22 protein-coding genes and 1 tRNA gene are annotated in these 22,563 nt (G+C 42.1%); 10 read left to right on the top strand and 13 right to left on the bottom strand.

From position 1 onward, the window contains the following. The first annotated feature begins 286 nt into the window (after positions 1-286). The 3 genes from NSS87_RS12090 (at position 287) to NSS87_RS12080 (ending at position 1,575) form a co-directional block, all read left to right on the top strand. A complete protein-coding gene (locus tag NSS87_RS12090; protein ID WP_042187286.1) occupies positions 287-589 on the top strand; it encodes a hypothetical protein in 303 nt (100 codons plus the stop codon). Positions 590-720: 131 nt separating this feature from the next. Beyond that, positions 721-792: transfer RNA gene (locus NSS87_RS12085), tRNA-Val, on the top strand. A 591-nt stretch (positions 793-1,383) separates the two neighbouring features. Next, positions 1,384-1,575, top strand: a complete 192-nt coding sequence (locus NSS87_RS12080) for a hypothetical protein (RefSeq protein WP_111505197.1) — start codon at positions 1,384-1,386, stop codon at positions 1,573-1,575. A 278-nt stretch (positions 1,576-1,853) separates the two neighbouring features. Here the strand turns inward: NSS87_RS12080 and NSS87_RS12075 are convergent, their stop codons facing one another. Genes NSS87_RS12075 through NSS87_RS12065 form a run of 3 tightly spaced genes read right to left on the bottom strand, consistent with a single transcriptional unit; the run spans position 1,854 to position 5,879 of the window. Beyond that, positions 1,854-2,861 carry an iron ABC transporter permease gene (locus NSS87_RS12075; RefSeq protein WP_339247354.1) on the bottom strand — a complete coding sequence of 336 codons (1,008 nt, stop codon included), beginning with the start codon at positions 2,859-2,861 and terminating at the stop codon, positions 1,854-1,856. Further along, entirely contained in the window at positions 2,858-3,907 is a 1,050-nt protein-coding gene (locus tag NSS87_RS12070) for an iron ABC transporter permease (protein ID WP_339247351.1), read from the bottom strand. Before NSS87_RS12070 ends, NSS87_RS12075 begins: the two co-directional genes overlap by 4 nt. Then, entirely contained in the window at positions 3,894-5,879 is a 1,986-nt protein-coding gene (locus NSS87_RS12065) for an AraC family transcriptional regulator (protein ID WP_339247349.1), read from the bottom strand. The genes NSS87_RS12070 and NSS87_RS12065 overlap by 14 nt, the downstream gene beginning before the upstream one ends. A 513-nt stretch (positions 5,880-6,392) precedes the next feature. Here NSS87_RS12065 and NSS87_RS12060 point away from each other — a divergent pair. Next, entirely contained in the window at positions 6,393-6,533 is a 141-nt protein-coding gene (locus NSS87_RS12060; protein WP_156113100.1) for a hypothetical protein, read from the top strand. Between the two features lie 93 nt (positions 6,534-6,626). On the opposite strand, the gene NSS87_RS12055 is transcribed toward NSS87_RS12060, so the two are convergent. From NSS87_RS12055 to NSS87_RS12040, 4 genes are all read right to left on the bottom strand, one after another. Then, a complete protein-coding gene (locus tag NSS87_RS12055; protein WP_339247346.1) occupies positions 6,627-6,866 on the bottom strand; it encodes a hypothetical protein in 240 nt (79 codons plus the stop codon). Positions 6,867-7,439: 573 nt separating this feature from the next. Further along, on the bottom strand, positions 7,440-7,850 hold the full coding sequence (locus tag NSS87_RS12050; protein WP_339247343.1) for a hypothetical protein: 411 nt from the start codon (positions 7,848-7,850) through the stop codon (positions 7,440-7,442). Positions 7,851-7,927: 77 nt separating this feature from the next. Further along, positions 7,928-8,203 (bottom strand): hypothetical protein, encoded by a 276-nt coding sequence (locus NSS87_RS12045; RefSeq protein ID WP_143763994.1) that lies wholly within the window; start codon positions 8,201-8,203, stop codon positions 7,928-7,930. 49 nt (positions 8,204-8,252) lie between these two features. Continuing rightward, positions 8,253-8,711 carry an NUDIX domain-containing protein gene (locus tag NSS87_RS12040; RefSeq protein WP_339247340.1) on the bottom strand — a complete coding sequence of 153 codons (459 nt, stop codon included), beginning with the start codon at positions 8,709-8,711 and terminating at the stop codon, positions 8,253-8,255. Between the two features lie 291 nt (positions 8,712-9,002). On the opposite strand from NSS87_RS12040, the gene NSS87_RS12035 reads away from it, so the two are divergent. Together NSS87_RS12035 and NSS87_RS12030 are read left to right on the top strand one after the other, a co-directional pair. Next, positions 9,003-9,251: a hypothetical protein gene (locus NSS87_RS12035; protein WP_076299475.1), complete on the top strand. Its 249-nt coding sequence runs from the start codon at positions 9,003-9,005 to the stop codon at positions 9,249-9,251. A gap of 79 nt (positions 9,252-9,330) precedes the next feature. Next, the gene (locus NSS87_RS12030; protein ID WP_042187278.1) at positions 9,331-10,008 is read left to right on the top strand and encodes a DUF1796 family putative cysteine peptidase; all 678 of its coding nucleotides are present in this window, start codon (positions 9,331-9,333) and stop codon (positions 10,006-10,008) included. A 37-nt stretch (positions 10,009-10,045) separates the two neighbouring features. Here NSS87_RS12030 and NSS87_RS12025 read toward each other — a convergent pair whose 3' ends face one another. Next, positions 10,046-10,360 (bottom strand): hypothetical protein, encoded by a 315-nt coding sequence (locus tag NSS87_RS12025; RefSeq protein WP_339247337.1) that lies wholly within the window; start codon positions 10,358-10,360, stop codon positions 10,046-10,048. Between the two features lie 267 nt (positions 10,361-10,627). Continuing rightward, the gene (locus tag NSS87_RS12020; protein ID WP_042187274.1) at positions 10,628-11,524 is read right to left on the bottom strand and encodes an SDR family oxidoreductase; all 897 of its coding nucleotides are present in this window, start codon (positions 11,522-11,524) and stop codon (positions 10,628-10,630) included. A 552-nt stretch (positions 11,525-12,076) separates the two neighbouring features. Between NSS87_RS12020 and NSS87_RS12015 the strand changes: the two genes are divergently transcribed. Beyond that, entirely contained in the window at positions 12,077-12,268 is a 192-nt protein-coding gene (locus NSS87_RS12015) for a DUF6199 family natural product biosynthesis protein (RefSeq protein WP_042187270.1), read from the top strand. 1 nt (position 12,269) lies between these two features. Here the strand turns inward: NSS87_RS12015 and NSS87_RS12010 are convergent, their stop codons facing one another. Both NSS87_RS12010 and NSS87_RS12005 read right to left on the bottom strand, forming a co-directional pair. After that, entirely contained in the window at positions 12,270-13,865 is a 1,596-nt protein-coding gene (locus NSS87_RS12010; RefSeq protein WP_339247333.1) for a helix-turn-helix domain-containing protein, read from the bottom strand. Between the two features lie 115 nt (positions 13,866-13,980). Next, positions 13,981-15,000, bottom strand: a complete 1,020-nt coding sequence (locus tag NSS87_RS12005; RefSeq protein ID WP_256989875.1) for an ABC transporter substrate-binding protein — start codon at positions 14,998-15,000, stop codon at positions 13,981-13,983. A gap of 232 nt (positions 15,001-15,232) precedes the next feature. Between NSS87_RS12005 and NSS87_RS12000 the strand changes: the two genes are divergently transcribed. Next, positions 15,233-16,288, top strand: coding sequence for a LacI family DNA-binding transcriptional regulator (locus NSS87_RS12000; protein ID WP_042187264.1), 1,056 nt, complete (start codon positions 15,233-15,235; stop codon positions 16,286-16,288). A gap of 183 nt (positions 16,289-16,471) precedes the next feature. Next, positions 16,472-18,907 carry a glycosyl transferase gene (locus tag NSS87_RS11995; protein ID WP_339247327.1) on the top strand — a complete coding sequence of 812 codons (2,436 nt, stop codon included), beginning with the start codon at positions 16,472-16,474 and terminating at the stop codon, positions 18,905-18,907. 87 nt (positions 18,908-18,994) lie between these two features. On the opposite strand, the gene NSS87_RS11990 is transcribed toward NSS87_RS11995, so the two are convergent. Together NSS87_RS11990 and NSS87_RS11985 are read right to left on the bottom strand one after the other, a co-directional pair. Then, positions 18,995-19,303, bottom strand: coding sequence for a hypothetical protein (locus tag NSS87_RS11990; RefSeq protein ID WP_042187261.1), 309 nt, complete (start codon positions 19,301-19,303; stop codon positions 18,995-18,997). 121 nt (positions 19,304-19,424) lie between these two features. Beyond that, entirely contained in the window at positions 19,425-21,389 is a 1,965-nt protein-coding gene (locus NSS87_RS11985) for a beta-L-arabinofuranosidase domain-containing protein (protein ID WP_339247325.1), read from the bottom strand. A gap of 133 nt (positions 21,390-21,522) precedes the next feature. Between NSS87_RS11985 and NSS87_RS11980 the strand changes: the two genes are divergently transcribed. Then, the gene (locus NSS87_RS11980) at positions 21,523-22,389 is read left to right on the top strand and encodes an AraC family transcriptional regulator (RefSeq protein ID WP_042187259.1); all 867 of its coding nucleotides are present in this window, start codon (positions 21,523-21,525) and stop codon (positions 22,387-22,389) included. Positions 22,390-22,563 lie beyond the last annotated feature (174 nt).

The raw sequence follows: 22,563 nt of genomic DNA, 5'->3' as shown, positions 1-22,563 counted from the left end.
TACATTACCCTCCATTTTATCATAAGTGCTTAAGGAGTATTTCCATAAAAAAGCACTCGGCTAAGTATACGACGCAACTTTTAGAATCGTTTCAAGGTCAAACAAACAGATAATGGATAATTTTCACTATTATTCAAGGGAAGAAAGTGATTCCGCTCCAATACACAACCACCACCTCACACAAAATAACCCAAATTTTATGGTTACCCTATAGGCTAACGCCGTGAACGTTATAGGCTACGAACCATAGACTGTTATCAGGGTTATTCAATTGAGGAGGTTATTTATGGATACAAATGCAAATTTACATCAACAGGTTAGTTGGAATTGTATGAACAAATACGTTGGTATTACAACGACTGACGGTCAGTCCTTTGATGGCTTTATTGCCCATGTAGATCAAAACTATGTTACTCTTGCGGTTCCTAGCAACGAAATGGTAGAACGTTTAAACGGAATGCCTACACACGAATCGGCGTATAGACAATTTGGATTCCGGCCTGGCTTTTTCCCAAGACGTCGCTTCTTTCCACGACGCATCCCTTTTTTCGGTATAAGCGATATATTTCTACTCCCGTTCTTTATCTGACGTGGCTCATGGGGATGGAGCGGCATCCCCTTTTCTTATTATTTTAAAGACTATGTAAACTATCATCCCTATAGATTGTAAAAAAAGAATTGCCATCCTACTCTATCGTATGGTATTATGAAATTCGTCGCAGGACGGTAGCTCAGCGGGAGAGCACTATCTTGACAGGGTAGGGGTCATGGGTTCGAACCCCATCCGTCCTATATGTGAAAGCCTTGATATTCAAGGCTTTTTTTGTTTTCTATTCACTTATCATTCTATTAAAAACCCCTGTGATACGAATTTGATACGAATCGCGATTACTTTTCGTATCAGTTCATGTGATCCTCTGGGAAAATATCATCGATTCTATCCTCCAACCAATTCCTAAATTCCGCTTTACTGATATATAATTTCCTTCCCACTTTTGCAACATGAAATACGTGGAAGCCTGTTTACAATCCTTTCAATTCTATCGCAGTACTCCCCTTTATCACTTAATTATTTGGAATTATACAAACGAACAGATCATGCTATAATCCCAAAAAGGAGCGATATCAATCAGTTTTGTAATCGTTGTTTTAATTTTTGCGGTGTTGTTTGGAGTATTCAAAAAAAACAAAAAGCAGTAATTCATTGAACTTTTCGGTGCGCGGTATGCGTCTACTTCGTCATAACCTTTGGGAGAGAAGGGACACTCCTACTCCCTTAATGATCTGTATCTTCGTACTGTTCATTACTACTTTTTAATAATGAAACCTATATTTGGGATAAATCGTATTAATTAATAAATATTTTTTTTGAGGATGGTTATTATGAATCAAGAAAACTTAACTTGTAAAGCTTGTGGAAGTACTACCTTTGCTAAAGGTGAAGTAAACGCTGTGGATGCTAGAGTAATGCCCATCGGTAAATCTTTTACTTTTGGCTCCCCGGTTATATATACATTTTGTAAAAAGTGCGGAGAAGTAGCCTCAATTAAAATTACAAAACCCGAGAAATTTTGAGCCTACGTAACGGCCTCTTTTTAGAATTCTCTAATGAGCAGTTTGGGTCTACTGCGACACTGTTCTACTCACACTCAGTCGTAATTCTACTTGATACACCAAGCATTGGGGTTGCATGATAGCAGAAGATAAGTCCAAGAAGAGAAATTTAAAAACCGCGAAAAGCCTTGTATAATCAAGGATCTTCGCGGTTTTTTTGTTTTTTCAAAAGCCTCGTAAGAGCTCGCGGCAAAACCCAAAAAGAAGGCTTTTTTATACGTTGGAAAGAACTCCGATATTTATTTTGAACGCATCAATAAATATAGGAAGTAAGGCACACTCAGCATTGTTACAATAATCCCTGCGGGAATATCCGACTTAAAGCTAACCGTCCGAGCAATCGTATCCGCTACAAGCAGTAATAGCGCACCAATAAGTGCTGAAGTTGGTAGAAGTACTTTGTAGTCGTGACCTACCAACTTGCGCGCCACATGCGGACTAATCAATCCAATAAAGAAGATCGAGCCCCCGAGCGCTACACAGCCAGAAGCAATGCCTACAGCCGCAATCGCCAGACGCAAAAATTTCTTCTTTACAGCGACTCCTAATCCTATCGAAATTTCGTTACCTAGCACTAAGATGTTCAATGTCCTGAAATTGGAAAGAATATATGCGAATAGCAGCAATACCCAAGGTGCCAGCAAGCTGATATAAGACCACTTGTCCCCCCATAAATATCCTGCTTGCCAACGCTGCGCAAACTCATACTTCTGGTCATCAAGCTTTAAAGTTAGGAATAACGACAGCGCACTAAACCCCATATTGATCGCAACACCAGTCAAGACAAGTCGTGTAGAAGAAATCATACGACGTTTTCTATAGGCTAGAATATAGATCAGAGCTGCTGCCAGCAGACCACCTAAGAATGCCATAGACGGCAGTAATAATGTTATAGCGGTGCCTTGAATGCTTACCGTTGAGATAATCAGCAACACCATAAGACCTGAACCTGAGCTAATACCAAGCATGCCGGGATCAGCCAGATCATTGCGCAGCAACGCCTGCATAACTGCACCTGCCAGTGCCATCCCAAATCCAACAAGTATCGCTAATACGATCCGAGGAAGACGAAACTTATAAACAACGAGATTATGTTCCTCTGGACCTTGTCCAAGCAATACTTGAAATACTTCAAGTGGATTGAGGGACACCTTTCCCATATTAAGACTAAGAATAGCTCCTGCAATAAGCAGTATTATGAGAGATAGAATCCATATTGTAGCCTTATGCGATTTAACAACATTCATTTAAAGGCTCTCCTCTCTTTGCTCGCAATTAGCAAGAAGAAAGGAACACCAATCATTGCAAAAATAATGCCCAGTGCTGTCTCTGCCGGACGATTAATCACCCTTCCTGCGATATCCGCTGCAACCATAAGTGCGCCGCCGTAAATGGCTGATGCTGGAATAATATAACGATAATCTACACCTACAAAAAAACGCATAATATGCGGAATAATCAACCCTACAAAGCCGATTGGCCCTACAAGTGCAACAGCTACACCCGCTAGTAAAAGGACCGCAAGCGTAGCTATCATCTTAACGAGAACGATCCGTTGCCCGAAGCCTTTCGCGATCTCTTCCCCCAAGTTTAAAACAGTGATAGAGCGTGCAATGAATAATGATAAAGCCAGCCCACCTAAGAACCAAGGAATAACTAGCTTAATTTCCATCCATGTTGCTCCAGCCACACTTCCCGAAGTCCAATAAGCAAGGGCACGACCAATTCCATAGTTTAATGAGATAAATGACCCCACAGCTCCAAAAAGCATTGTAATTGATATTCCAGCTAGCACCAGTCGTTGAGGTGTCATTCCTGAACGATTCAATGAAGCGGCAAGATACGTTAATCCTGCTCCAAGTCCTGCGCCAATAAAGCTAACCAGCAAGGTTGTTGTCTGCAGTTGCCCTGGAAGAAAAACCAGTGTAACGGCCATTGCAAGAGCTGCTCCTGCATTTACTCCCATTAATCCGGAATCTGCTAAGGGATTTCGCGTATAACCTTGCATAACCGCTCCTGCTACCGCGAGACACATCCCCGCAATAATATCAGCTGCTGTACGCGGAATTCGAAGGGCATGAATAATCTGATGCTCGGTCAGTTCAGAATCAAAATTAAAAATCGCTGTCCATGCCATCTTCAGGCTCATGGAAGCAGAGCCAAAAGAGATAGAAGCCGCTACTGAAAGCAGCAGCAGCAATATCCCTAGGAGTAAAAACAGACCGAAATACGATTTCCCTCTTAAATTAGGGATAACAGCTGTTCTATCATCTAGCTTTCTATTTTTTTTCATACGCTGACACTAGCTTCTCAACTACAAAATCTAGCTGCTTATCAAGAGAGTAGATATCGGAATAATATGAAAAATCAAACCCAATTTCGATCAATCTACCTTCTTTGATTGCTGGAATGCTGTTCCAAATAGGGTTGTCCGACAAATCATCAGCCCCATCCCATACAGAGCGGAACACGAAGTCTCCTATATACTCAGGTAACACTTCTAAGGAAACAAACCCTCCAGTAGCCTTCTCCCTGCCATCAATCTTCTTCTGAAGAATCTCTGGTGCTTTTAGTCCTAAATATTCATAAATGATCTGAGAGCCTCTTCCGTAAAGCTTGCTATCGATCACCGCCATCTCTTTTTTGCCGCCCTCGATAATGGTTACCGTCTTATCTAAAATTCCAAGTTCATCAAGCTTCTGCTTACTTCTCTCCAACTTCTCGTGGAAATTATCTAATAAAGCTTGTGCCTCCTGCTCCTTGCCAAATACCTCGCCAATCTTCATTATACGTTCGTCCGTCGCCATTTTTTCATAAGGAATTGGAATGGTCGGTGCAATATCCTTAAGGATTTCGTAAGTTTCTTCAGAAGCAGCTATGATCAAGTCCGGCTTTACTGCCATAATAGCCTCTGGATTAGGCTCATACCATGAACCAAGATCTTCAATACCTCCCAGCTCTTCTGCAAAGGCCGCTCCTTCAAAGACACTCGAAGTACCTACTGGCTTAATGCCGAGGGCAACAAGATCCCCTTGAAGGTATAACACCACAACCCTCTCTGGATTAGCTGGAACGACAATATCTCCCTTTACCGTAGAGATAGCTCTTGTCTGAGCCTCTTTATTGTTATTGTCAGTTGCAATTGAATTATTGGCTGATGATGATGTAACTTCAGAAGCTTTGGATCCCTTAGAATTCGTGGCAGTAGAACCAACGTTTGCAGATCCGCATGCACTTAAAAGCAAGGTAAAGCTAAGCAGCATCGCTACAATAAAACTTGATGTCTTTGTTATTCGCATAGGTGAAGACCCTCCGGTTATTTTATTATGATAACAATATTGATAATGATTATCATATTCAACAACATTATATCGGGAGGATATGTTCTCGCCAATGGAGAATCTGGCGGTGGTAAATGGACGATTCTCCGATGAGTTCATCTGCCTGCTTTCCTTGCGGAATCGGATGGGAGATTGACCATTATATTTACTAAACATACGACTGAAGTAATATACATCGCTATATCCAACTTCTTCTGCAATATCGCGGAGTGGAGCATCGGTACATCGTAATAGCTCTTCTGCATGTTCAAGCCGGTATCGTATCAAATATTCGATCAAGCTGAACCCCGTCTCCCCTTTAAAACGCGTTGATAAATGACGAGGGCTATAATTAAATTGCTCCGCTATAGATTCTAGTGATAAATTGTGACGATAATGCACCTCAATATAACGGACAACCTGCCCAATGACATCCGGTTGCCTGAGGTTTATTCCATTCTTTGTAAACTGCTTTAATAATTCATGTATAAACTGATAGAACAAGCCTTTAACTTGAATTCTTTCCAATAAGCCTCCTTGTGCCCAGAGTTGCTCCATTGCCATTAGTTGATAGTGCAGTGGCAATGGCTCTAAAGACTCGAAGCCATACTGCATCCGAAATGGATTGCTTCGTTCCAAAAGTCTTGCTAAATCCTTTCTTCCTGGTAAGGAGGCTCTATAAAATAATAAATAGTATTCAAAGATCTTCCCTGCCTCTATGCTTAGTCTCATCCCCTTGCCACCATGCACAATAAAATGACGGTCTGCGTCGTAATCTATACCGTTGAGATTCAAGCTGGCCGCACCCCGCACACAGTAGATAAATCCACATGCAGGTAATATATAGCCTTGCAGCTTGTTCCCAGGCTCCATCACAGTATGTCGAATATCCAGCACTTTAACGGCTGCATAATTCCATGCGGCAATATGATCTTCCAACTTCATCTTGCATTTCACTCCGATCCGTAACACAATCTATTTAAGTTAATTACATCTTAAACATTGATAATGATTATCAATTAGTATTAGGCAGCTCTTCTATTTTGTCAATCGCTGGTTTGTATCGTGCTCACTGATAGCTTCGCATGAACTTCGAAAAGTCAAAAATAACATCGCCATGGATCTATAACCAAACACTAAAACCACTGGTCTAAGGTGCCCCCAACCTTTCCAATAACCTTCTTTAATGACCTCAAATTCGCACAGCTTTGATTTCCATTCTTCTGGAACCGTTTATCTCTCCTTATGGGGTCTCATCCCTATGATTCCTTATCTAAACGTTATTTGAACTAAACAGGAATAATCTCTCAATATTGCATCACCTATAATTTAGCATTAATATAAAATAATGAGACTTACTGAAAATCGTTAATGAGTATCGTTTTGAGGATTATTGCATTTTCGCAAACTCACTAAGGAGTAGGAGTGTTTTTTATATGTTATAGGGGAAAACGAATATTGGGACCAATGACTGAAGCTGATGCTCTACGTGAATGGTTTACTCTTTCCGGTACAGTGAAGGACATTTATATTATTGAGGTTGATGAGAACAATAAAGTAAGGCGCCAGATTGGACCTACAAAGAAGAAAAAGAAATAAGCATAGCCTGCAGCAACCTACTATAACTTGATTGAAAAAGAGATAAAACGTAAAAAAGCCCCACCGACCTTTATAGGTTGATGGGGTATTTTATTAAAATGGAAATTTAGTAAACGAGAATATTAAGAGTACCATCCCAACAATCGAAGATAGAGCAGCCATTTTATCTTTAGTTTTAAAATAGGTAGCTCCTCCATTAAAAATCAGAGCTCCACACATCCCCATCATTGTCCAAGACATGATCGCTTGATCCTGATCGCGGAAAAATAGTATTGCCAGAATGATTGTTGCTGCACTAAATAGAATACCGAACAGCCTTAGTGCTTTCAGCAAAAAATCCCCTCCCGAAATATAATGGGCTAATGAATTTGCAGCTTACTCGATATTACAAGAAAAAATGTAGCCAATGGGCCACAAAGCAAAGAAATTAAAAACCAGTTTAATCCACTCCTATTTTTACCTTGTGCTAACCCAGCATTTATTAATGCTAATGTACCCCATCCAACAAAATACCCATTATCCATCACGCACACGACCTTTCAACATCATTTTATAGGAATACGAATATCCAATATAATGGTTTCATCATAAGCAAATGTTGCAGGGATTTGTTATACATGCTGAGATTTCAACAACTACTTTATTCTTGTGGCGATAAGCTGGATCGTTTCATCAGAGTCTTTTACAAGACATTTCAAAGTAATGCCCAGGACAAGTGAAAATAAAGAGATCATAAAACAAATGACTGTAATCATTGCTCCTCTTAAGTCATTTGTGAAATTATAACGCAAGATTTCTGAGAAGCTGCTAGTAGAAAAGAAAATTATAGTCAAAATAAAAAACAATCCAAAAACACAAAATAAAATGTTTGATATTTTATTAACTCTTTCAAAATAGCTCATGTATTCAACTCCTCTGATCAAGATAATAATCCACCAAGACATAAATGGAACCGGCAATACCAAAAAGGATAATGGCTATACTACTATTCAAATGATATTCCTGTATAAAGCGTTCATCGTATGCCTTGTAAAAGAAAACATATCCCCCGATACCGCTCAGAAGCAATATCATTATGCGGCTAATCAAAGGATTTGCAATCATTCGAACAACCCAAGAGAAAGGAAAAATTATAATTGGGTAAAGAACGGCTGAAAAAAGAAATGCTAAGAAAATAAAAACAAATCCTATATTTTGAAACCCATAGTATTCAGTCGTACTGATCTTATTTCCTTCCCATAGCTCTAATCCAAAAGTGGCCAAGGTGAATAAAATCGTCGAAACAAACCATAACATGATATGCTTTACTACACGCAAAGTAATCCCACCAATTTTATGCTTTATATATCAGCCATTTTATTCATAAGTTCTATTGTTAAATCTGCTTCCAATAATCATTTAGCACTTGGTTCTATTGAAGTTAAAAAAGGTTTTTGCCCTATTCTACTATTATAGGAAACAAAGTACTCCTCATTTATATTAATCAACTTAAATATTCCTTTTGGGATTGTGACTGTAGTTTGATCACCGCTCATATTTTGTACTACTATTTCTCTTTTATCTACTGACACTACATTAACAACAGCAGATGTACTTGCCATCAAAAGGTACCATATTATAAATAAAAAAATGATCAAAGGAAGAAATGAGAAGATTTTACGATTATTCATATCTATCACCTCAGAGTAAGGATCATCTAATGGGCATGGTAGTTACCTCCTATCCATTGCCGAACAATTCTTGTATGTATTTTTCCGATATATATTCTCTAAATTCTTTATCTAATAAGTATATTTCATCTTGTTTTATCCACTGGTAGTTAAAAACAGTTCCACAGTCCTCTCCTTCACCCTCTCCAGTGAATCTCCACTTTTCAGGTAATCTTGTTTCTGGAATCAGAAGGTAGTCATGTCTTTCAACATTTGCATCTATATAATCCTTATAATAATATTGTGTTCCTATTTTCTTTACTAATTTAAATTGTTTAAGTCCACTTTCTTCTTGAATTTCCCTGAATAAGGCTTCTTCTTCTGTTTCCCCGGCATCGACATTACCACCTACTAATCTAAAGGGTACTTCTGGTACATTAAGATAAACTAATAAGGTCTTTTCTCCAACTTCATTGTCTTGCAAAATAAATCCGTATACCTTCTTTCTAATCGGTTTCCCTATCTTCATCGTGTCCCCCTATTTAGCTTCTTATAAACGAAAATAAAAAAGTATTTGATCATTGATCAAATACTTGCTCAGTCGTACGGTGTTATGAATATATGCTCCCTTGTGGTCATCTACGTTTACGCTATTCGAACATCCATAAATTTACTTTATTGTATTCTGAAAACCTAAATTAAACAAGTGTAACTCTTTAATTCCCACCGCTGATCAAAATAGCACTCCGCTTCTGTATAGCACATTACAATCTATTGTGCATTTTATATAGAGAAGCTTAATAGAAAGGGGTGGATCAGAATGGCAACTCGTCAACCTGATTTGGTATTGATCACTTGGAGCAGAAATCCTTTGGTTCGTGGCTCTGCACGTAGGATTATTTCTGTCCGCATCATTGGAAATGCTGAGCCTTGTCGACCTAGCTTAAGACCCAACGGGCTACTTGACACCGCCTTAGCTTGTTTATTAGATAATGACATAGGTTTTAAAGTGGTGTTTCGTAAAAAAACTTCAAGGATTAGCGGCTATTTGCTGTTACAACGCCATTAATATTTTCAGAGGGCAGCTAAGTTGCTGCTCTTTTTTAACGTTGAATAGAACCTGAATCTGATCGAAATTAGGTGAGTCCATGAACTTACAAGATGTAAAGAAGAGCTATGATTTAATCGTAAGCTTAGGTATGTCTTGTGCTCCTGCTATAAATATGCAAAGAAATAACTTGAGAACATTCTCCATGCCTCTCGACTGGATGATTTCTTATTCATTAACTGATGTAAACAGACTTTATAAAAATAGATTTCAGAATTTTATGGAGTTAACAAATCTGCAAATGCTCGAAGAGACACATTTTTTTCTAGAGGATGGAGTGCCCGCTTATCCTAATGGAAACAAGAATACGTTAGTGAAATCGTATTTTATTCAGGATACCTTTTATAACATTATCTCGGTACATGATTTTCCTATCACCTTAGGTAAACATTGGTCTACGACCTATCCATCTTATAAAGCAAAGCTGGATTTACGAATTAAGAGATTTTGGGACAAATTACTAAGCAGTAAAAAAATTCTATTCATTAGATGGTTCGCCACATACGAACAGGCTGTAGAGCTACAAGCGATTTTGTCTGATATATTAAAGCCGAACGAATTCACTGTCCTTATCCTTTATCCCGTTCGTGAATTAACATCAGTACGAGAAATCCATTGGAATATTAATCATATTTGTGTGTTAGAATTTCCTGATGATATGAACGATTATGATAGCTGGGATTATATTTTGAAAGATATACAAATAACGAGCGATTAATTTATCTCTTATTAAAAAATGACCCTCTCATGGGTCATTAATGTGGACGGCTTCGGTCAATCAAATGATTAATCATTTCTTGCGCAGCAAAAACATATGGATTCAGATATAACCTACTGATACCTACAAATATAGCAATAGGGTTACTGACTCCAAAATCGCTTTGGCTCCAAAGTGATTTTGGATTTGTAAGTTCAGGCTCTACAAGATCATACTTTTCCATCAGCCTTTCCTTTGTTCCACTATCCATTACAGCTCCGTTTCCTTTATCCGCGAAGACTGCTCCTGATGAAAAACACGCCATGATCAGAACAAAGGAAAAAATGAGTATTGCTAGTTTCTTTTTACACATAATACAGCTCCTAATTCTTTCTATGGTCTACACTAAACTCTAAACCTTGTACCAACTCAAATATTTCTCGGGTAATCGCAGGAAATCTATGTATTCGACAATCTTGATCAGTTCTAGATCATATTCTATAAAATAATGGGATAAAAAGTATTAAATTCTATAATACACCTTTCTTCATATAAAAACAAAAGCACCCCACAGTTAAAATTAGTAGGGTGCTTTAGAATAATTCGCCGTATTTACAATACCAACATCCCACTAAATATTCTATGGGGTTGGAGTTCCGCCATTGGCATTTAGCGTTTCGCCACTTATATAGCTCGATTCCTGGCTAGCAAGAAATACATATGCCGGAGCCATCTCTGCAGGCTGTCCCGGACGGCCTAGTGGTGTGCTCGCGCCGAACTCCTTCAGCACTTCCTCTGGTTGCCCACCCACCACCTGAAGAGGTGTCCATACGGGACCTGGTGCCACTACATTAACTCGAATGCCCTTATCAGCGACTTGCTGAGCGAGAGATTTACTGAATGTATTGATCGCAGCCTTGGTCGTCGCGTAGTCCAATAGGATCGGCGAAGGGTTATAGGCTTGAATGGAAGAAGTGTTGATGATGGTGCTACCCGGCTGCATATGTTTCACTGCCGCTTTACACAGCCAGAACATGGCATACACATTCGTCTTAAATGTATCGTCAAAATGCTTCGTAGTAAGATCAGCAATATCGGGGACGAATTGCTGTTTGCCCGCTACATTGGCTAAAATATCAATCCCACCCAGTTGCTTGACCGCAGTATCGACGAGCTGTTCACAGTACTCCTCATCCTTAAGATCACCTGGGATGGCGATTGCGGTTCGTCCTGCTTCCTGCACCAGCTTGAGAACCTGCTTTGCATCCTCTTCTTCCTCCGGCATATAGGATAAGACAACATCTGCGCCTTCACGAGCAAAAGCAATCGCAACAGCTCGGCCTATCCCGCTGTCTGCCCCTGTAACAATCGCTTTTCGTCCAGTCAGACGTCCGGTGCCTTGATAGGTATCTTCACCTGTATCAGGCACGGGATTCATCTTCTTCTGAAGCCCCGGCTCTTGTTGCTGCTGTTGAAATTCAGGTCCTGCCTTGGTATACTGAGTGGTAGGATCTTGCATCGTATATTGGTTAGACATCGATCAATTCCTCCTTTATTTTTAGAAAACCATTTTTTATTTAACGAACTCTTTTTTTATGTAAACACAACAGTACACCGCTAAACATACCTCATCGATAGCATAGTCCTGAATATTTCCACAAAAAATACCCCAACTACCTGTTAAGGTAGCTAGGGTATCTGATACTTTAAGTATCATTAATCATTTAATGGCCTTAAATTTCCTCTGACCTGTCTGGAACCGACTCATAACGAGTACGTATTTCACGATTTTTAGCGTAGATGTATAAATCTAAAGCCACTATTCCTCTACGTGCCAATTTTACTAGCAGAACGAAGAAGTAGATTCCCAAGCCAATTGATATCAACCAAATTAAAAAGAACAAAACACCTACTCCCCCTCCGAAAAAAAGACCTGTGTGTTCCATACGATTTATCCGCTCCTTAAGCAATTTTCATTTTTTATCAGTCTATATTGCATAAGCTTAAATAAATATATGGAAACTCACACATGAATCGGGACACCCTCCATACAGTTTCGCGTATACATTACATAAAGGAGTGATAAATCATGGGCTTTTTTATTTTCCTCTTTGTTCTGTTAGCGCTACTTAACATCTTTTTCCCACGATTCGGATGGTACATGAGATACGGATGGATGGTCAAAGGTGACGTTGAGCCAAGTGAGGCTTATTTATTAATGACCCGCGTCAGCAGTATAGTGGCACTTATTGTCCTCTTTTTTATCTGGTCTAGTTTCTGACTTATCCTAACGCTCTTAATACATCCTCAATCTTACGCTGATGCGACAATACGCCGTAATTCATCCAGGCCATGAAATCCACCTCATATACGCTGCCGTTACGTACAGCAGGCAAGTTGCGCCAGAGTTGTGTATCCAGCAGTTCCCGTCCTCCCCCTTCAAGCTGATCAAAGGTAATGAACAAATGATCCGCAGTCAGATTGGCAAGCTCTTCTTTTGTCAGGTTTACCCGATTCTTTCCACGGGTCAACTTCCGAACCAAACTATGGGGTTGCAAGCCCAAATCATGATGAAGCACGCTTCCTGTATACCCCAAATGCTCACATCCATAGAGAGTGATTCCGTAGACTGAGATTCTTAAACAAGCTATGGTCTGACTATGGACGGAACGGGTAAGCAGCTGCTTGGCTTGCTGTGCCTGAAGCTCATAATTGTCGATCACTTCCTGGACACGCTCCGTTCTGCCAAAGACTGCTGCTGCGGAATACAATGTGGCACGCCAATCCTCTTGATGAACAGGCAGCTTGAACAACGGAGCGATCCGGCTGCACTCCTCCAGGTGCCAACGATGAAAGCCATTATCCAGCAAGATCAATTCGGGCGTATACCGGGAGAGCTCCTGCCAATTACGAGTCGAAATATCTACCTCAGGCACATTGTGGAGAGCCAAGTACTCTTGTTTCCCCCACTCGGCGTGACAATATTGCGCCACAGGCGTAATATCCAGAGCCAATAGATAATCTTCCAAAAAAGGAGCAAACACCCTCAACCCATCCTGATGGAAGCTTCTGTATTGGCCTGGAGTAACACCCACCGATCTTTTAAAACGCCGATTAAAATAATACTCATTACTATATCCGACGGATACCGCGATATCATGCATACGGTCATTCGTCAGCAGTAGCTGCTGCTGCGCTCTTTCGATACGAAGCCCGTTCAAATGCTCCAAGGGAACCCTCCCTGTCACCTCTTTAAATGTTTGTGTGTAACGCGCACGTGTAATACCTGCAACTTCAGCCAACTGATCAACGGTTACGGCTTGGTTATAATGCTCCTCCATATAGTGAATGGAACGCTGTATTGCCTCATGATCACCCGTGACCTGAACGAAAGAGGAATTTGCACGCATGATTAGCAGAAGCAGCTCCTGAAAGCGCGTATGGCCTGCGAACCATTCGATCTCATCTGTGCTTCTACGGCTATGGTAGATAGCCTCTAGCAGTAATTTACATTGTGAAAAGGGTCTACAGCTTAACAAACCAGATCGAAGGATGTCCTCTTTAGTCCTTCCTTCTATTTCACTCTGCCTGTTTTCCCCGGTTTCGATGATTTCAAAAGTAAGCCGATAAAAGCTAAGCCCCCGCTCCTCGGCATTGATTTTGCTTAATAACCCTGGTTCGAACAAGAACCCAGTACCTTTTTCCAGTGGAAACTGCCTCAACTCAGCCTCAACATACCCCTGTCCTTCCGATACAATGAGTAGTGTATGATCCTGAAACACCTCACTCTGTCCGCTTCCTGACAGGGATTGGGTTTCTATATTTATCAAGCTATAGAATAGCTTCCTTCTATGGCTGTCTTGCAAATCTTTTGCCATTCTCCCGCCCCCAATTGAGAACCATTTTCATTCACTTCAGTGTAAAACAAAAAATAAGGTCTATCAAGGGTGCTGATAGACCTTATTTTTGCTATTCCTTCAAGGCGGCTGCCATTTATTTCACCATAGCTTCCAGCAGGTCATCAAGCTTCATCGAATTGGCCGTGATGGCACCAGTCTGCCAGTGGGAACGTTCCATTCTATAAACATTCCCGTTCTTCACTGCGGGCAGGCTCTTCCACAGCGGCCCATCAAGAATTTGGATCGCTTCCTGATTACCTTCAGTATCCCAGCCCCCGTTGTCAGGGAATACGATGATATGATCCGCTTCAAGCTGAGGAATAAGTTCTTCGGAAATAATAGATTGATATTCGGTCATTTCTGCAGCCATAGGCACGGGTGTCAGGCCAAATTGAGAATAAATCACACCGATAAAACGGTTTTTAACACCGAACAAAGCAAAGGTCTTATCCGCTACGTTGAGCCGGATCACTGCTACTTTTTCTTGCCCCAGAGCCTGTTGCAGTTTAGCTTTTCCATCTGCCACTTTCTGATCATACTCGGCGAGCACAGCCTCAGCCTTCTCCGGAATACCGAGCGCATCTGCAATCGCTGTAAGCACTTGTCTTGAGTCCTGCAGCGCCGCCTCAGGGAGACGATACGTTGGTGCTATCTTGGAATATTGTTCATACCTCGCCGCATCCGCGCCTCCGTCCGCAATAATCAAGTCAGGGTCTTTCTCCAACAACGCTTCCAAGCTTCCGGTGATATCAAATTCTGGCACATCGAGATTTAAGTAATCCTGTTTGCCCCAGCTTGGATGATACCACTGAACCACCGGGGTAATCCCCAATGCCTTCAAATAATCTTCAAGGTAAATCCCGGCCACCCGTTTAGGGTTGACTGGAATCTCAACATCTCCGAATTCCCCTGTAATCGTCCGAGTTGCAACCTCTTCCGAAGCATTTCCACTTCCTTCGCTCGGTGTGCTGCTAGCTGAGGTTGATTCCTCTGCATTCTCTGTTTTAGCAACATTATCTTTCGTAGTATTGCTATTCGTTCCGCATGCCGCCAGCGCGGTCAATGCCATAATAAGTACTGCTGACCATAAAAACTTCCGACCCCATCTTACCATTATCCCTTCACTCCAGTGCTATATTTTCATTGATTATCATTCTCAATAATCATTATCACAATAGTAGCATGACTTTTATAGCTTTCAATGCACTTTCTCTGCAAAAATCTTATACAAACTATTAACTAGTTTCTTCCCTTCTTCACAAATTTCTTATTATTTACGATTGATTTATACAATGCTTTCGCTTACAATAAACTCATAAACGCGCGTTTATGAAAAGAGGGGAAACATGCGCAGCGAAGATATAGCTAAGTTGGCCGGGGTTTCCCGAAGTACGGTATCCCGCGTGATCAACAATTATTCCAACGTCCCTGAAGAGACCCGGGCCAAAGTGCTGCGGGTGATTGAGCAACATCAGTACGAACCGAACAGCTTTGCAAGGGCTTTAGCCGGTAAGAAGACCGATACGATCGGACTCTTCGCCATCAGTATGAACGAGAAGGAGAATACTACCCGAATTTATCAGAACAATTACTTTGCTCCATTCGTTGATGCCGTAGTCGACACCTCGAATGCCCGCGGATGTTATGTACTGATTCATACAGTTTACTCTCCCGACGATTTCATCAAGGTAAAGCAAGCTTTTCTTCAAAAACGGATTGACGGCGGTATCATTGTCGGCACTCAGAAGGATATTAATATCGTCCGAGAAATGGTAGGGCTTGACTCTCCTCTCGTATTAATTGATTATGATATTTCTGAGATTATGTCGGAGCATCTTGACCGCAATCATCTGGCCATTGTGAACTCCAAAGATTACGAGGGCACCACAGAAGCGATTGAATATTTGATCTCTCTGGGTCATCAAGAGATTGGCATCATCTGTGGGCAAATGAATACGTACTCTGGACGAGAGCGTTATACGGCTTATGAAGATACGCTGAAGAAACATGGCCTGCCTGTAAATGAGAGATTTATTCTGAAAGGTGATTTTCTGAAAGAGACTGCTTACGAAGAGGTTAAGAAGCTCCTTGCTTCTGGTGAACCTTTGCCAACGGCCTTCTTCTCCTCCAACGATGATATGGCTATATCAGCGATGGAAGCGTTCTCCGAGCACGGAATCATTGTCCCTGAAGATCTCTCCATGGTTGGATTTGATGACATTCAGCTAGCATCCCGTATTCAGCCTAAGCTGACCTCTGTACGCTTGCCGATCTATGAAATGTCTAAGGCTGCAGTTGAAAAAGTAATCGAGCTGTGTGATTCACAGCAGCCGACGTTTAGCACGATCAGCTTTCCAGCTCGTTTAGTGGAGAGAGATTCCTGTCAACCGCCGAAGAAATAGCTTAAGATCAATCCTTCGCTGAAGAAATCTACATATTTTTCCGTGAAGCTGCTATTTGATTCGGTATCGAAACTACTGCTTTAATTGTCTTGCTTAAAAGCATTGAAAAAACTCCCTTCCCTCGAGGGAATTTTTTCTGAAACTTATAAACGCGCGTTCACAATCGAAAGGAGACTTTCTCACATGAAATTCGGAACCTTTGACGACACTCGAAAAGAGTATGTAATTAACACACCTAAAACCCCTTACCCTTGGATTAACTATCTTGGTAATGAGCAATTTTTCGGACTTATTTCCAATACAGCTGGTGGCTACACCTTCTATAGGGACGCTCGTCTCAGAAGATTGACCCGTTACCGTTATAACAATATCCCACTGGATACCGGCGGCCGCTACTACTATCTTTATGACGATGGTGATTTCTGGACCCCAGGCTGGATGCCAGTAAAACGTGATCTCGACTTCTATGAATGCCGTCACGGTCTTGGCTACACTTCCATTACTGGCGAACGGAACGGAATTTCTGTGAACCAGCTTGCTTTTGTCCCTATGGGTCATAATGCTGAAGTACATCGTCTTGTAGTGAAGAACACGAGCTCTGCTAAAAAATCCGTGAAACTGTTCTCTTTTGCAGAGTTCTGTCTCTGGAATGCACAAGATGATATGACTAACTTCCAACGCAATCTCAGCACCGGTGAGGTTGAAGTGAAGGATTCCGTTATCTATCACAAAACTGAATATCGTGAGCGCAGAAATCACTATGCTTTCTACTCCGTAAATAAAGAAATCGCTGGTTTCGATACTGATCGTGAAGCTTTCGTAGGGATGTACAACGGTCTGGAAAGCCCACAAGCTGTAGTTGCAGGCGAACCTACTAACTCCGTAGCTAGCGGTTGGTCCCCTATCGGATCACACGCACTTAACATTACGCTTGAACCAGGTGAAGAACAAAGCTTCATCTTTGTACTCGGCTACATCGAGAACCCTGAAGAAGATAAATGGGAATCCTTGAATGTAATCAACAAAAAACCAGCAGAAGCTATGCTCGCACAATTTGCTACAGATGCTCAAGTAGATGCTGCACTCGCTGCACTTGCTGCTCACTGGGATAACCTGCTGTCTAAATATCAAATCCAAAGCGGCGACGAGAAACTGGATCGCATGGTTAACATCTGGAATCCATATCAATGTATGGTTACCTTCAACATGTCCCGTTCTGCTTCCTACTTTGAATCCGGTATTGGCCGTGGTATGGGCTTCCGTGATTCTAACCAAGACTTGCTCGGATTTGTTCATCAAATTCCTGAACGTGCTAAAGAACGTATTCTCGATATTGCGGCTACACAATTTGAAGATGGCAGTGCCTATCACCAATACCAACCGCTCACTAAAAAAGGGAACAACGAAGTCGGCACCGGCTTTAACGATGATCCGCTTTGGTTGATCCTAGGAACGGCTGCTTACATTAAAGAAACTGGTGATACCTCGATTCTTGATGAGCAGGTTCCTTTTGACAGTGATCCGAATAACACCGCTACGCTGTTTGAGCACTTGAAACGTTCCTTCGAGCATGTAACTAACAATCTCGGACCTCACGGCTTGCCGCTGATCGGGCGCGCAGACTGGAATGACTGCTTGAACCTCAACTGCTTCTCTACTGAGCCAGGTGAATCTTTCCAAACTACTGCCAACATCGAAGGTCGCGTTGCGGAATCTGTATTTATCGCGGGTCTGTTCGTCTTCGTTGGACCGGACTATGCTGAAATCTGCCGGATGCGCGAACTTAACGATGTAGCTGTGGATGCTGAAGCTAAGATTGACAACATGAAAGAAATCACATTGACGCACGGCTTCGATGGCGATTGGTTCCTTCGTGCTTATGATCACTATGGCGACAAGATCGGTTCCAAAGAAAATGAAGAAGGTAAAATCTTCATCGAACCACAAGGGATCTGCGTAATGGCCGGTATCGGTGTGGAAAATGGTCAAGCTGAAAAAGCTCTATCATCCGTACAAGAGCATTTGGATACTAAATACGGTATCGTATTGCAACAGCCACCGTATTCCAAGTACTATCTGAACCTGGGTGAAATTTCTACGTACCCTCCGGGCTACAAAGAAAATGCCGGTATTTTCTGCCATAATAACCCTTGGATCATGATCGCTGAAACTGTACTTGGACATGGCGACAGAGCGTTTGAAATTTACGCAAAAATTGCTCCTGCTTACCTGGAGGATATCAGCGAAATTCACCGCACAGAGCCTTATGTCTACTCCCAAATGATCGCAGGTAAAGATGCCGTTCGTCACGGGGAAGCTAAAAACTCCTGGTTGACTGGTACTGCTGCATGGAACTATGTAGCCATCACTCAATCGATCCTTGGCATCCAAGCGGATTTCAATGGTCTGAAGATCGATCCTTGTATTCCTACTGAATGGGATAGCTTTGAAATCACACGTGTCTTCCGTGGAGATACTTATGTGATTCAAATCAAGAACCCGAACCATGTATCCAAAGGTGTAGTTAGTCTTACCCTGGATGGCACAGCTGTCGAAGGTAACATCATTGCTCCAGTTGGAGACGGTGCAGTACACCACGTAGTTGTAGAACTGGGTTAAAAAAATCCGCTCAACCGTTCACTTGAACGATTGGGCGGATCTATAATTAACGCTGGATGACTCCTGAACTCTTCAGGGGTCTTTTTTTTACCCTTCCACAACATCTGCTCTTAAATCACTCGCAACCTCAAGCATTCTCGGGATCACAGCTTCATTATTTCCAGAAACGTAAATATCCCCTTGATAATGCCTAAATGGGATTGTAGTATCACCAAAGCTCCACATAAAGAAATCTCCCTCAATGGACATCGTAGTGGCGCCTGCTACTGTATAAACTGATGTATAGGTGAAATCAGGTTTGGATGCGAAATACTGCTTGCACTCTTCTAAAGATATCGTTTGTGTTGAACCTCCATCATTTTGCATAGCTCGTGTAATTCGATAACGTTTGCTCATTGTGATGCCTCCAATATTTTCTGTAAAATGATCAGCTACCTTGTCCCGATCAAATATAGCATACAATAAAGCGTAAATCCCTGCTATCCTAAACCTTAAATTACTTTGCCTGTCCCATAACTCACATACTACCTTCCGGAATCCATACCTTCATTTCACCACTGCCACGATTGCCCCACAAGTAATAGGGAACAGCTTTGACCTTAACGGCTTGAAGGGATGCTTTCTCTCTGCTGTAAAGTCCACCACTCCAGCTCTCTTGATCAACACGCAGTCCATCTGCCTCGACAACAACAGCGCCACCAAGCAAAGTCTCATCAAAACTCGCCGTGAGTTCACCGTCTTCTTTTAAAGAAATAGAGCTTAAAGGCTCACCATTATCGATACTTTCAAGGCAATACACAAGCGGTCCGCGTTGAATCGTTACTTTTTGAGCATCTGCTCTCAAATTGGGATGAGCGTAAATGCGATGTGCCTCCATTGGGTCATTCACTTCGATTATGTCTCCTGCTCTCCACATTCTCCGAATAACGAGGTATCCCTGCTCGATGTTCTCAGCAGTGTTCAGCGCTTCACCATTGACTCTGAACTCCATTCCTAGACTCCACGATGGAATCCGTAAAGCAATTCCGAACTCCGCTTCCTCTGCCGGATTGATCTTCATCGAGACTGTACCTTTCCATGGATAGTTGCACTCTTGCTGAATCGTAACATCCGTTCCACTCAGCTTAGTGTTCAGATTACTTCCAATATACAAATTCGTATAGAGTGTATCGCCATGAACCGTGTAAATATATTGATTGAGCGAAGTAAGTAGACGCGCGACATTCGGAGGGCAGCAGGCGCAGCCAAACCAGCCTTGACGTTCAGACTTCACATGATGTTTCTCCGGGTTGCAACTGCATGCCTGAGGCCATACTTCCAGTGGGTTCACATAAAAATAGTGCTTGCCATCCTGTGCCATCGAGCCCAGTACATTGTTGTAAAGCGCCCGCTCCATGACATCGGCATAACGTGCATCCGGTGATATTCTCAGCATACGCTGTGCAAAAAAGATCAACCCAATAGAGGCACAAGTCTCTGCGTACACCGAATCGTTAGGCAGATCATAATCGAAGGTGAACGCCTCCCCTCTATGTGTAGAGCCGATCCCGCCTGTAATGTACATTTGCTTGTTCGTAATGTTATTCCACAGTCTCTCGCATGCTTCACGAAGTGATTCATCTCCAGTAATAGCGGCAAGATCAGCCATAGCAGTATACATATAAACCGCACGTACAGCATGGCCTACAGCCACCTTCTGCTCTCTTACTGGAAGATGACTCTGGTAATATTTTAAATCAAGATCCTCCTTCCGACCTGTGAAAAAATTGATCTTCCCCAGATTATCCCATTGTTTCTTTAAGAAATTCGGCTGTTGACCTCGCTCATTAATAAAAAAGCTGCTGAGCTTCAAATATCGTTCCTCACCTGTCAATCGATACAGCTTAACGAGCGCGAGTTCAATCTCCTGATGCCCATCATAGCCCTGCATTTTGCCTTCTTCCGGTCCAAACACAGAATCGATATGATCAACCATTCGGCACATGATGTCGAGCAGTTTTCTTTTGCCAGTAGCTTCATAATAAGAAACGGCAGCTTCTATGAAATGTCCAGCACAGTACAGCTCATGACAATCGTTCAAATTGGTCCAGCGCTTACCCGGTTCTTTTATCGTAAAATAAGTATTTAAGTATCCATCTTCCTGCTGCGCCTCGCCAACGAGGTCAATCACTTCATCCGCTTGACGCTCTAGCTCAGGATCACGTGTAATGCTTAAGGAATAACCAACAGCCTCCAGCCACTTAGCCACATCACTATCTTGAAATACCCAGCCGTAAAACTCGCCAGTCTTCCGGCCCGCAGCAATCTCAAAATTAGCAATGGCATGACTGGGTTCAGCTCCCAGTGCTCTATCGTGCAATGCCTCATATTGATAGGGGATAACAACGTTCTGGACCAGCCTAATGTATCCGCCCCAGAAATCATCTTGAATGGTAACAGTTTGATCTTTTACAACTTCTTGATCCTGTATAATTTTGTTCATCTTCATCTTCCCCTCAGTCTTATTTCATACTCGCTAATAATAATTATAGGGGGTAGAATAGATTAAAAATACGATCAGAAGCAACCCCTTTTTTGTACTATTTCACACTTTAGAAAGGAGGGATAATTACAAAATGGGCCTTTCATTTATACATTTCGCTGCGCCGCCATTTCCTTATTTTCTAGAATGCAATCGCACGGTTTATCAACCCGGGGATCAGCATCCAAATAGAAGCCATATTGGGGTGTTTGATCTACTTATTGTAGAACAAGGCTGTCTATTTATCGGGGAGGACCATAATCAATGGGAGGTTTCGGCGGGACATACACTGCTATTGCTGCCCGATCGCTATCATTACTCCGTTAAGCCATGTGATGAGACCACTTCATTTATATGGATTCATTTTCATACCCTTGCAGATTGGTCTAGCTCTGAGGGTGGACCCGTGTATATCAACCGTGAAACACATTTTCGGCAGTTTCTTACTCATCCGTATACCATTCGAGTGCCACAGTTCGGTCCCCTCCCTGACCCTTTTGAACGGAGTGGACAAGCCGAGATGCTATTACAGCTGTCTACGGGCCGGCGTTCCAGCGCAGTTTGGCAGCAGCAACGGATATTTGAAGAAATACTGCGGATGATGGATCTGGCACAGCATGATACTTCAGAAAGTCACGCGGTGGAAATCGCAGAGCAGACGGAGACTTATATCCGTAATCATTATGCGGAGCCTCTCTCCAATGCCTCACTAGCGGACGCACTGCATTTTCACTATAACTACCTTACTCGCTGCATGAAACGAGTATATGGGCTGACTCCGATGGAGTATTTGACGGATTACCGTTTGGAACAGGCTAAGCTATTGCTGCTTAAGACTGAGCTTTCTATAGCCGGAATCGCAGAACGTACCGGCTTCGAGAGCGCCGCCTACTTCTCGCGTCGATTTGCTCAGCAGATCGGAATCTCTCCGCTTCGCTTTCGTAAGCGTTACTCCCGTTAAAAACACAAGCAGCACGTCTCCGATTATTGGACACGTGCTAATTCCTCCATACAGTAACATTCATACTTTCATTTCTGAATTGTTTACGCTTAGTTACTTGGTGTCTTTTGAGCGTTAGGAACCGGCTATCCCTCACACACTATGTAATATAAGACTTTTTAACCCTGATTCATA

The organism is Paenibacillus sp. FSL F4-0243, assembly GCF_037963295.1.
Classification (GTDB): Bacteria; Bacillota; Bacilli; order Paenibacillales; family Paenibacillaceae; genus Paenibacillus_AQ.
Note: the sequence above shows the minus strand (reverse complement) of the source record. Positions and strands in the feature narration are given on the sequence as shown.

Bases quoted from the DNA above. Each gene is read 5' to 3' on its own strand.
- NSS87_RS12025 (WP_339247337.1), bottom strand. From the start codon at position 10,360: ATGTGTAAAAAGAAACTAGCAATACTCATTTTTTCCTTTGTTCTGATC.
- NSS87_RS11980 (WP_042187259.1), top strand. From the start codon at position 21,523: ATGGGCCTTTCATTTATACATTTCGCTGCGCCGCCATTTCCTTATTTT.
- NSS87_RS11985 (WP_339247325.1), bottom strand. From the start codon at position 21,389: ATGAACAAAATTATACAGGATCAAGAAGTTGTAAAAGATCAAACTGTT.
- NSS87_RS11995 (WP_339247327.1), top strand. From the start codon at position 16,472: ATGAAATTCGGAACCTTTGACGACACTCGAAAAGAGTATGTAATTAAC.
- NSS87_RS12030 (WP_042187278.1), top strand. From the start codon at position 9,331: ATGAACTTACAAGATGTAAAGAAGAGCTATGATTTAATCGTAAGCTTA.
- NSS87_RS11990 (WP_042187261.1), bottom strand. From the start codon at position 19,303: ATGAGCAAACGTTATCGAATTACACGAGCTATGCAAAATGATGGAGGT.
- NSS87_RS12075 (WP_339247354.1), bottom strand. From the start codon at position 2,861: ATGAATGTTGTTAAATCGCATAAGGCTACAATATGGATTCTATCTCTC.
- NSS87_RS12005 (WP_256989875.1), bottom strand. From the start codon at position 15,000: ATGGTAAGATGGGGTCGGAAGTTTTTATGGTCAGCAGTACTTATTATG.
- NSS87_RS12045 (WP_143763994.1), bottom strand. From the start codon at position 8,203: ATGAATAATCGTAAAATCTTCTCATTTCTTCCTTTGATCATTTTTTTA.
- NSS87_RS12065 (WP_339247349.1), bottom strand. From the start codon at position 5,879: ATGAAGTTGGAAGATCATATTGCCGCATGGAATTATGCAGCCGTTAAA.
- NSS87_RS12080 (WP_111505197.1), top strand. From the start codon at position 1,384: ATGAATCAAGAAAACTTAACTTGTAAAGCTTGTGGAAGTACTACCTTT.
- NSS87_RS12035 (WP_076299475.1), top strand. From the start codon at position 9,003: ATGGCAACTCGTCAACCTGATTTGGTATTGATCACTTGGAGCAGAAAT.
- NSS87_RS12000 (WP_042187264.1), top strand. From the start codon at position 15,233: ATGCGCAGCGAAGATATAGCTAAGTTGGCCGGGGTTTCCCGAAGTACG.
- NSS87_RS12090 (WP_042187286.1), top strand. From the start codon at position 287: ATGGATACAAATGCAAATTTACATCAACAGGTTAGTTGGAATTGTATG.
- NSS87_RS12020 (WP_042187274.1), bottom strand. From the start codon at position 11,524: ATGTCTAACCAATATACGATGCAAGATCCTACCACTCAGTATACCAAG.
- NSS87_RS12040 (WP_339247340.1), bottom strand. From the start codon at position 8,711: ATGAAGATAGGGAAACCGATTAGAAAGAAGGTATACGGATTTATTTTG.
- NSS87_RS12015 (WP_042187270.1), top strand. From the start codon at position 12,077: ATGGGCTTTTTTATTTTCCTCTTTGTTCTGTTAGCGCTACTTAACATC.
- NSS87_RS12070 (WP_339247351.1), bottom strand. From the start codon at position 3,907: ATGAAAAAAAATAGAAAGCTAGATGATAGAACAGCTGTTATCCCTAAT.
- NSS87_RS12010 (WP_339247333.1), bottom strand. From the start codon at position 13,865: ATGGCAAAAGATTTGCAAGACAGCCATAGAAGGAAGCTATTCTATAGC.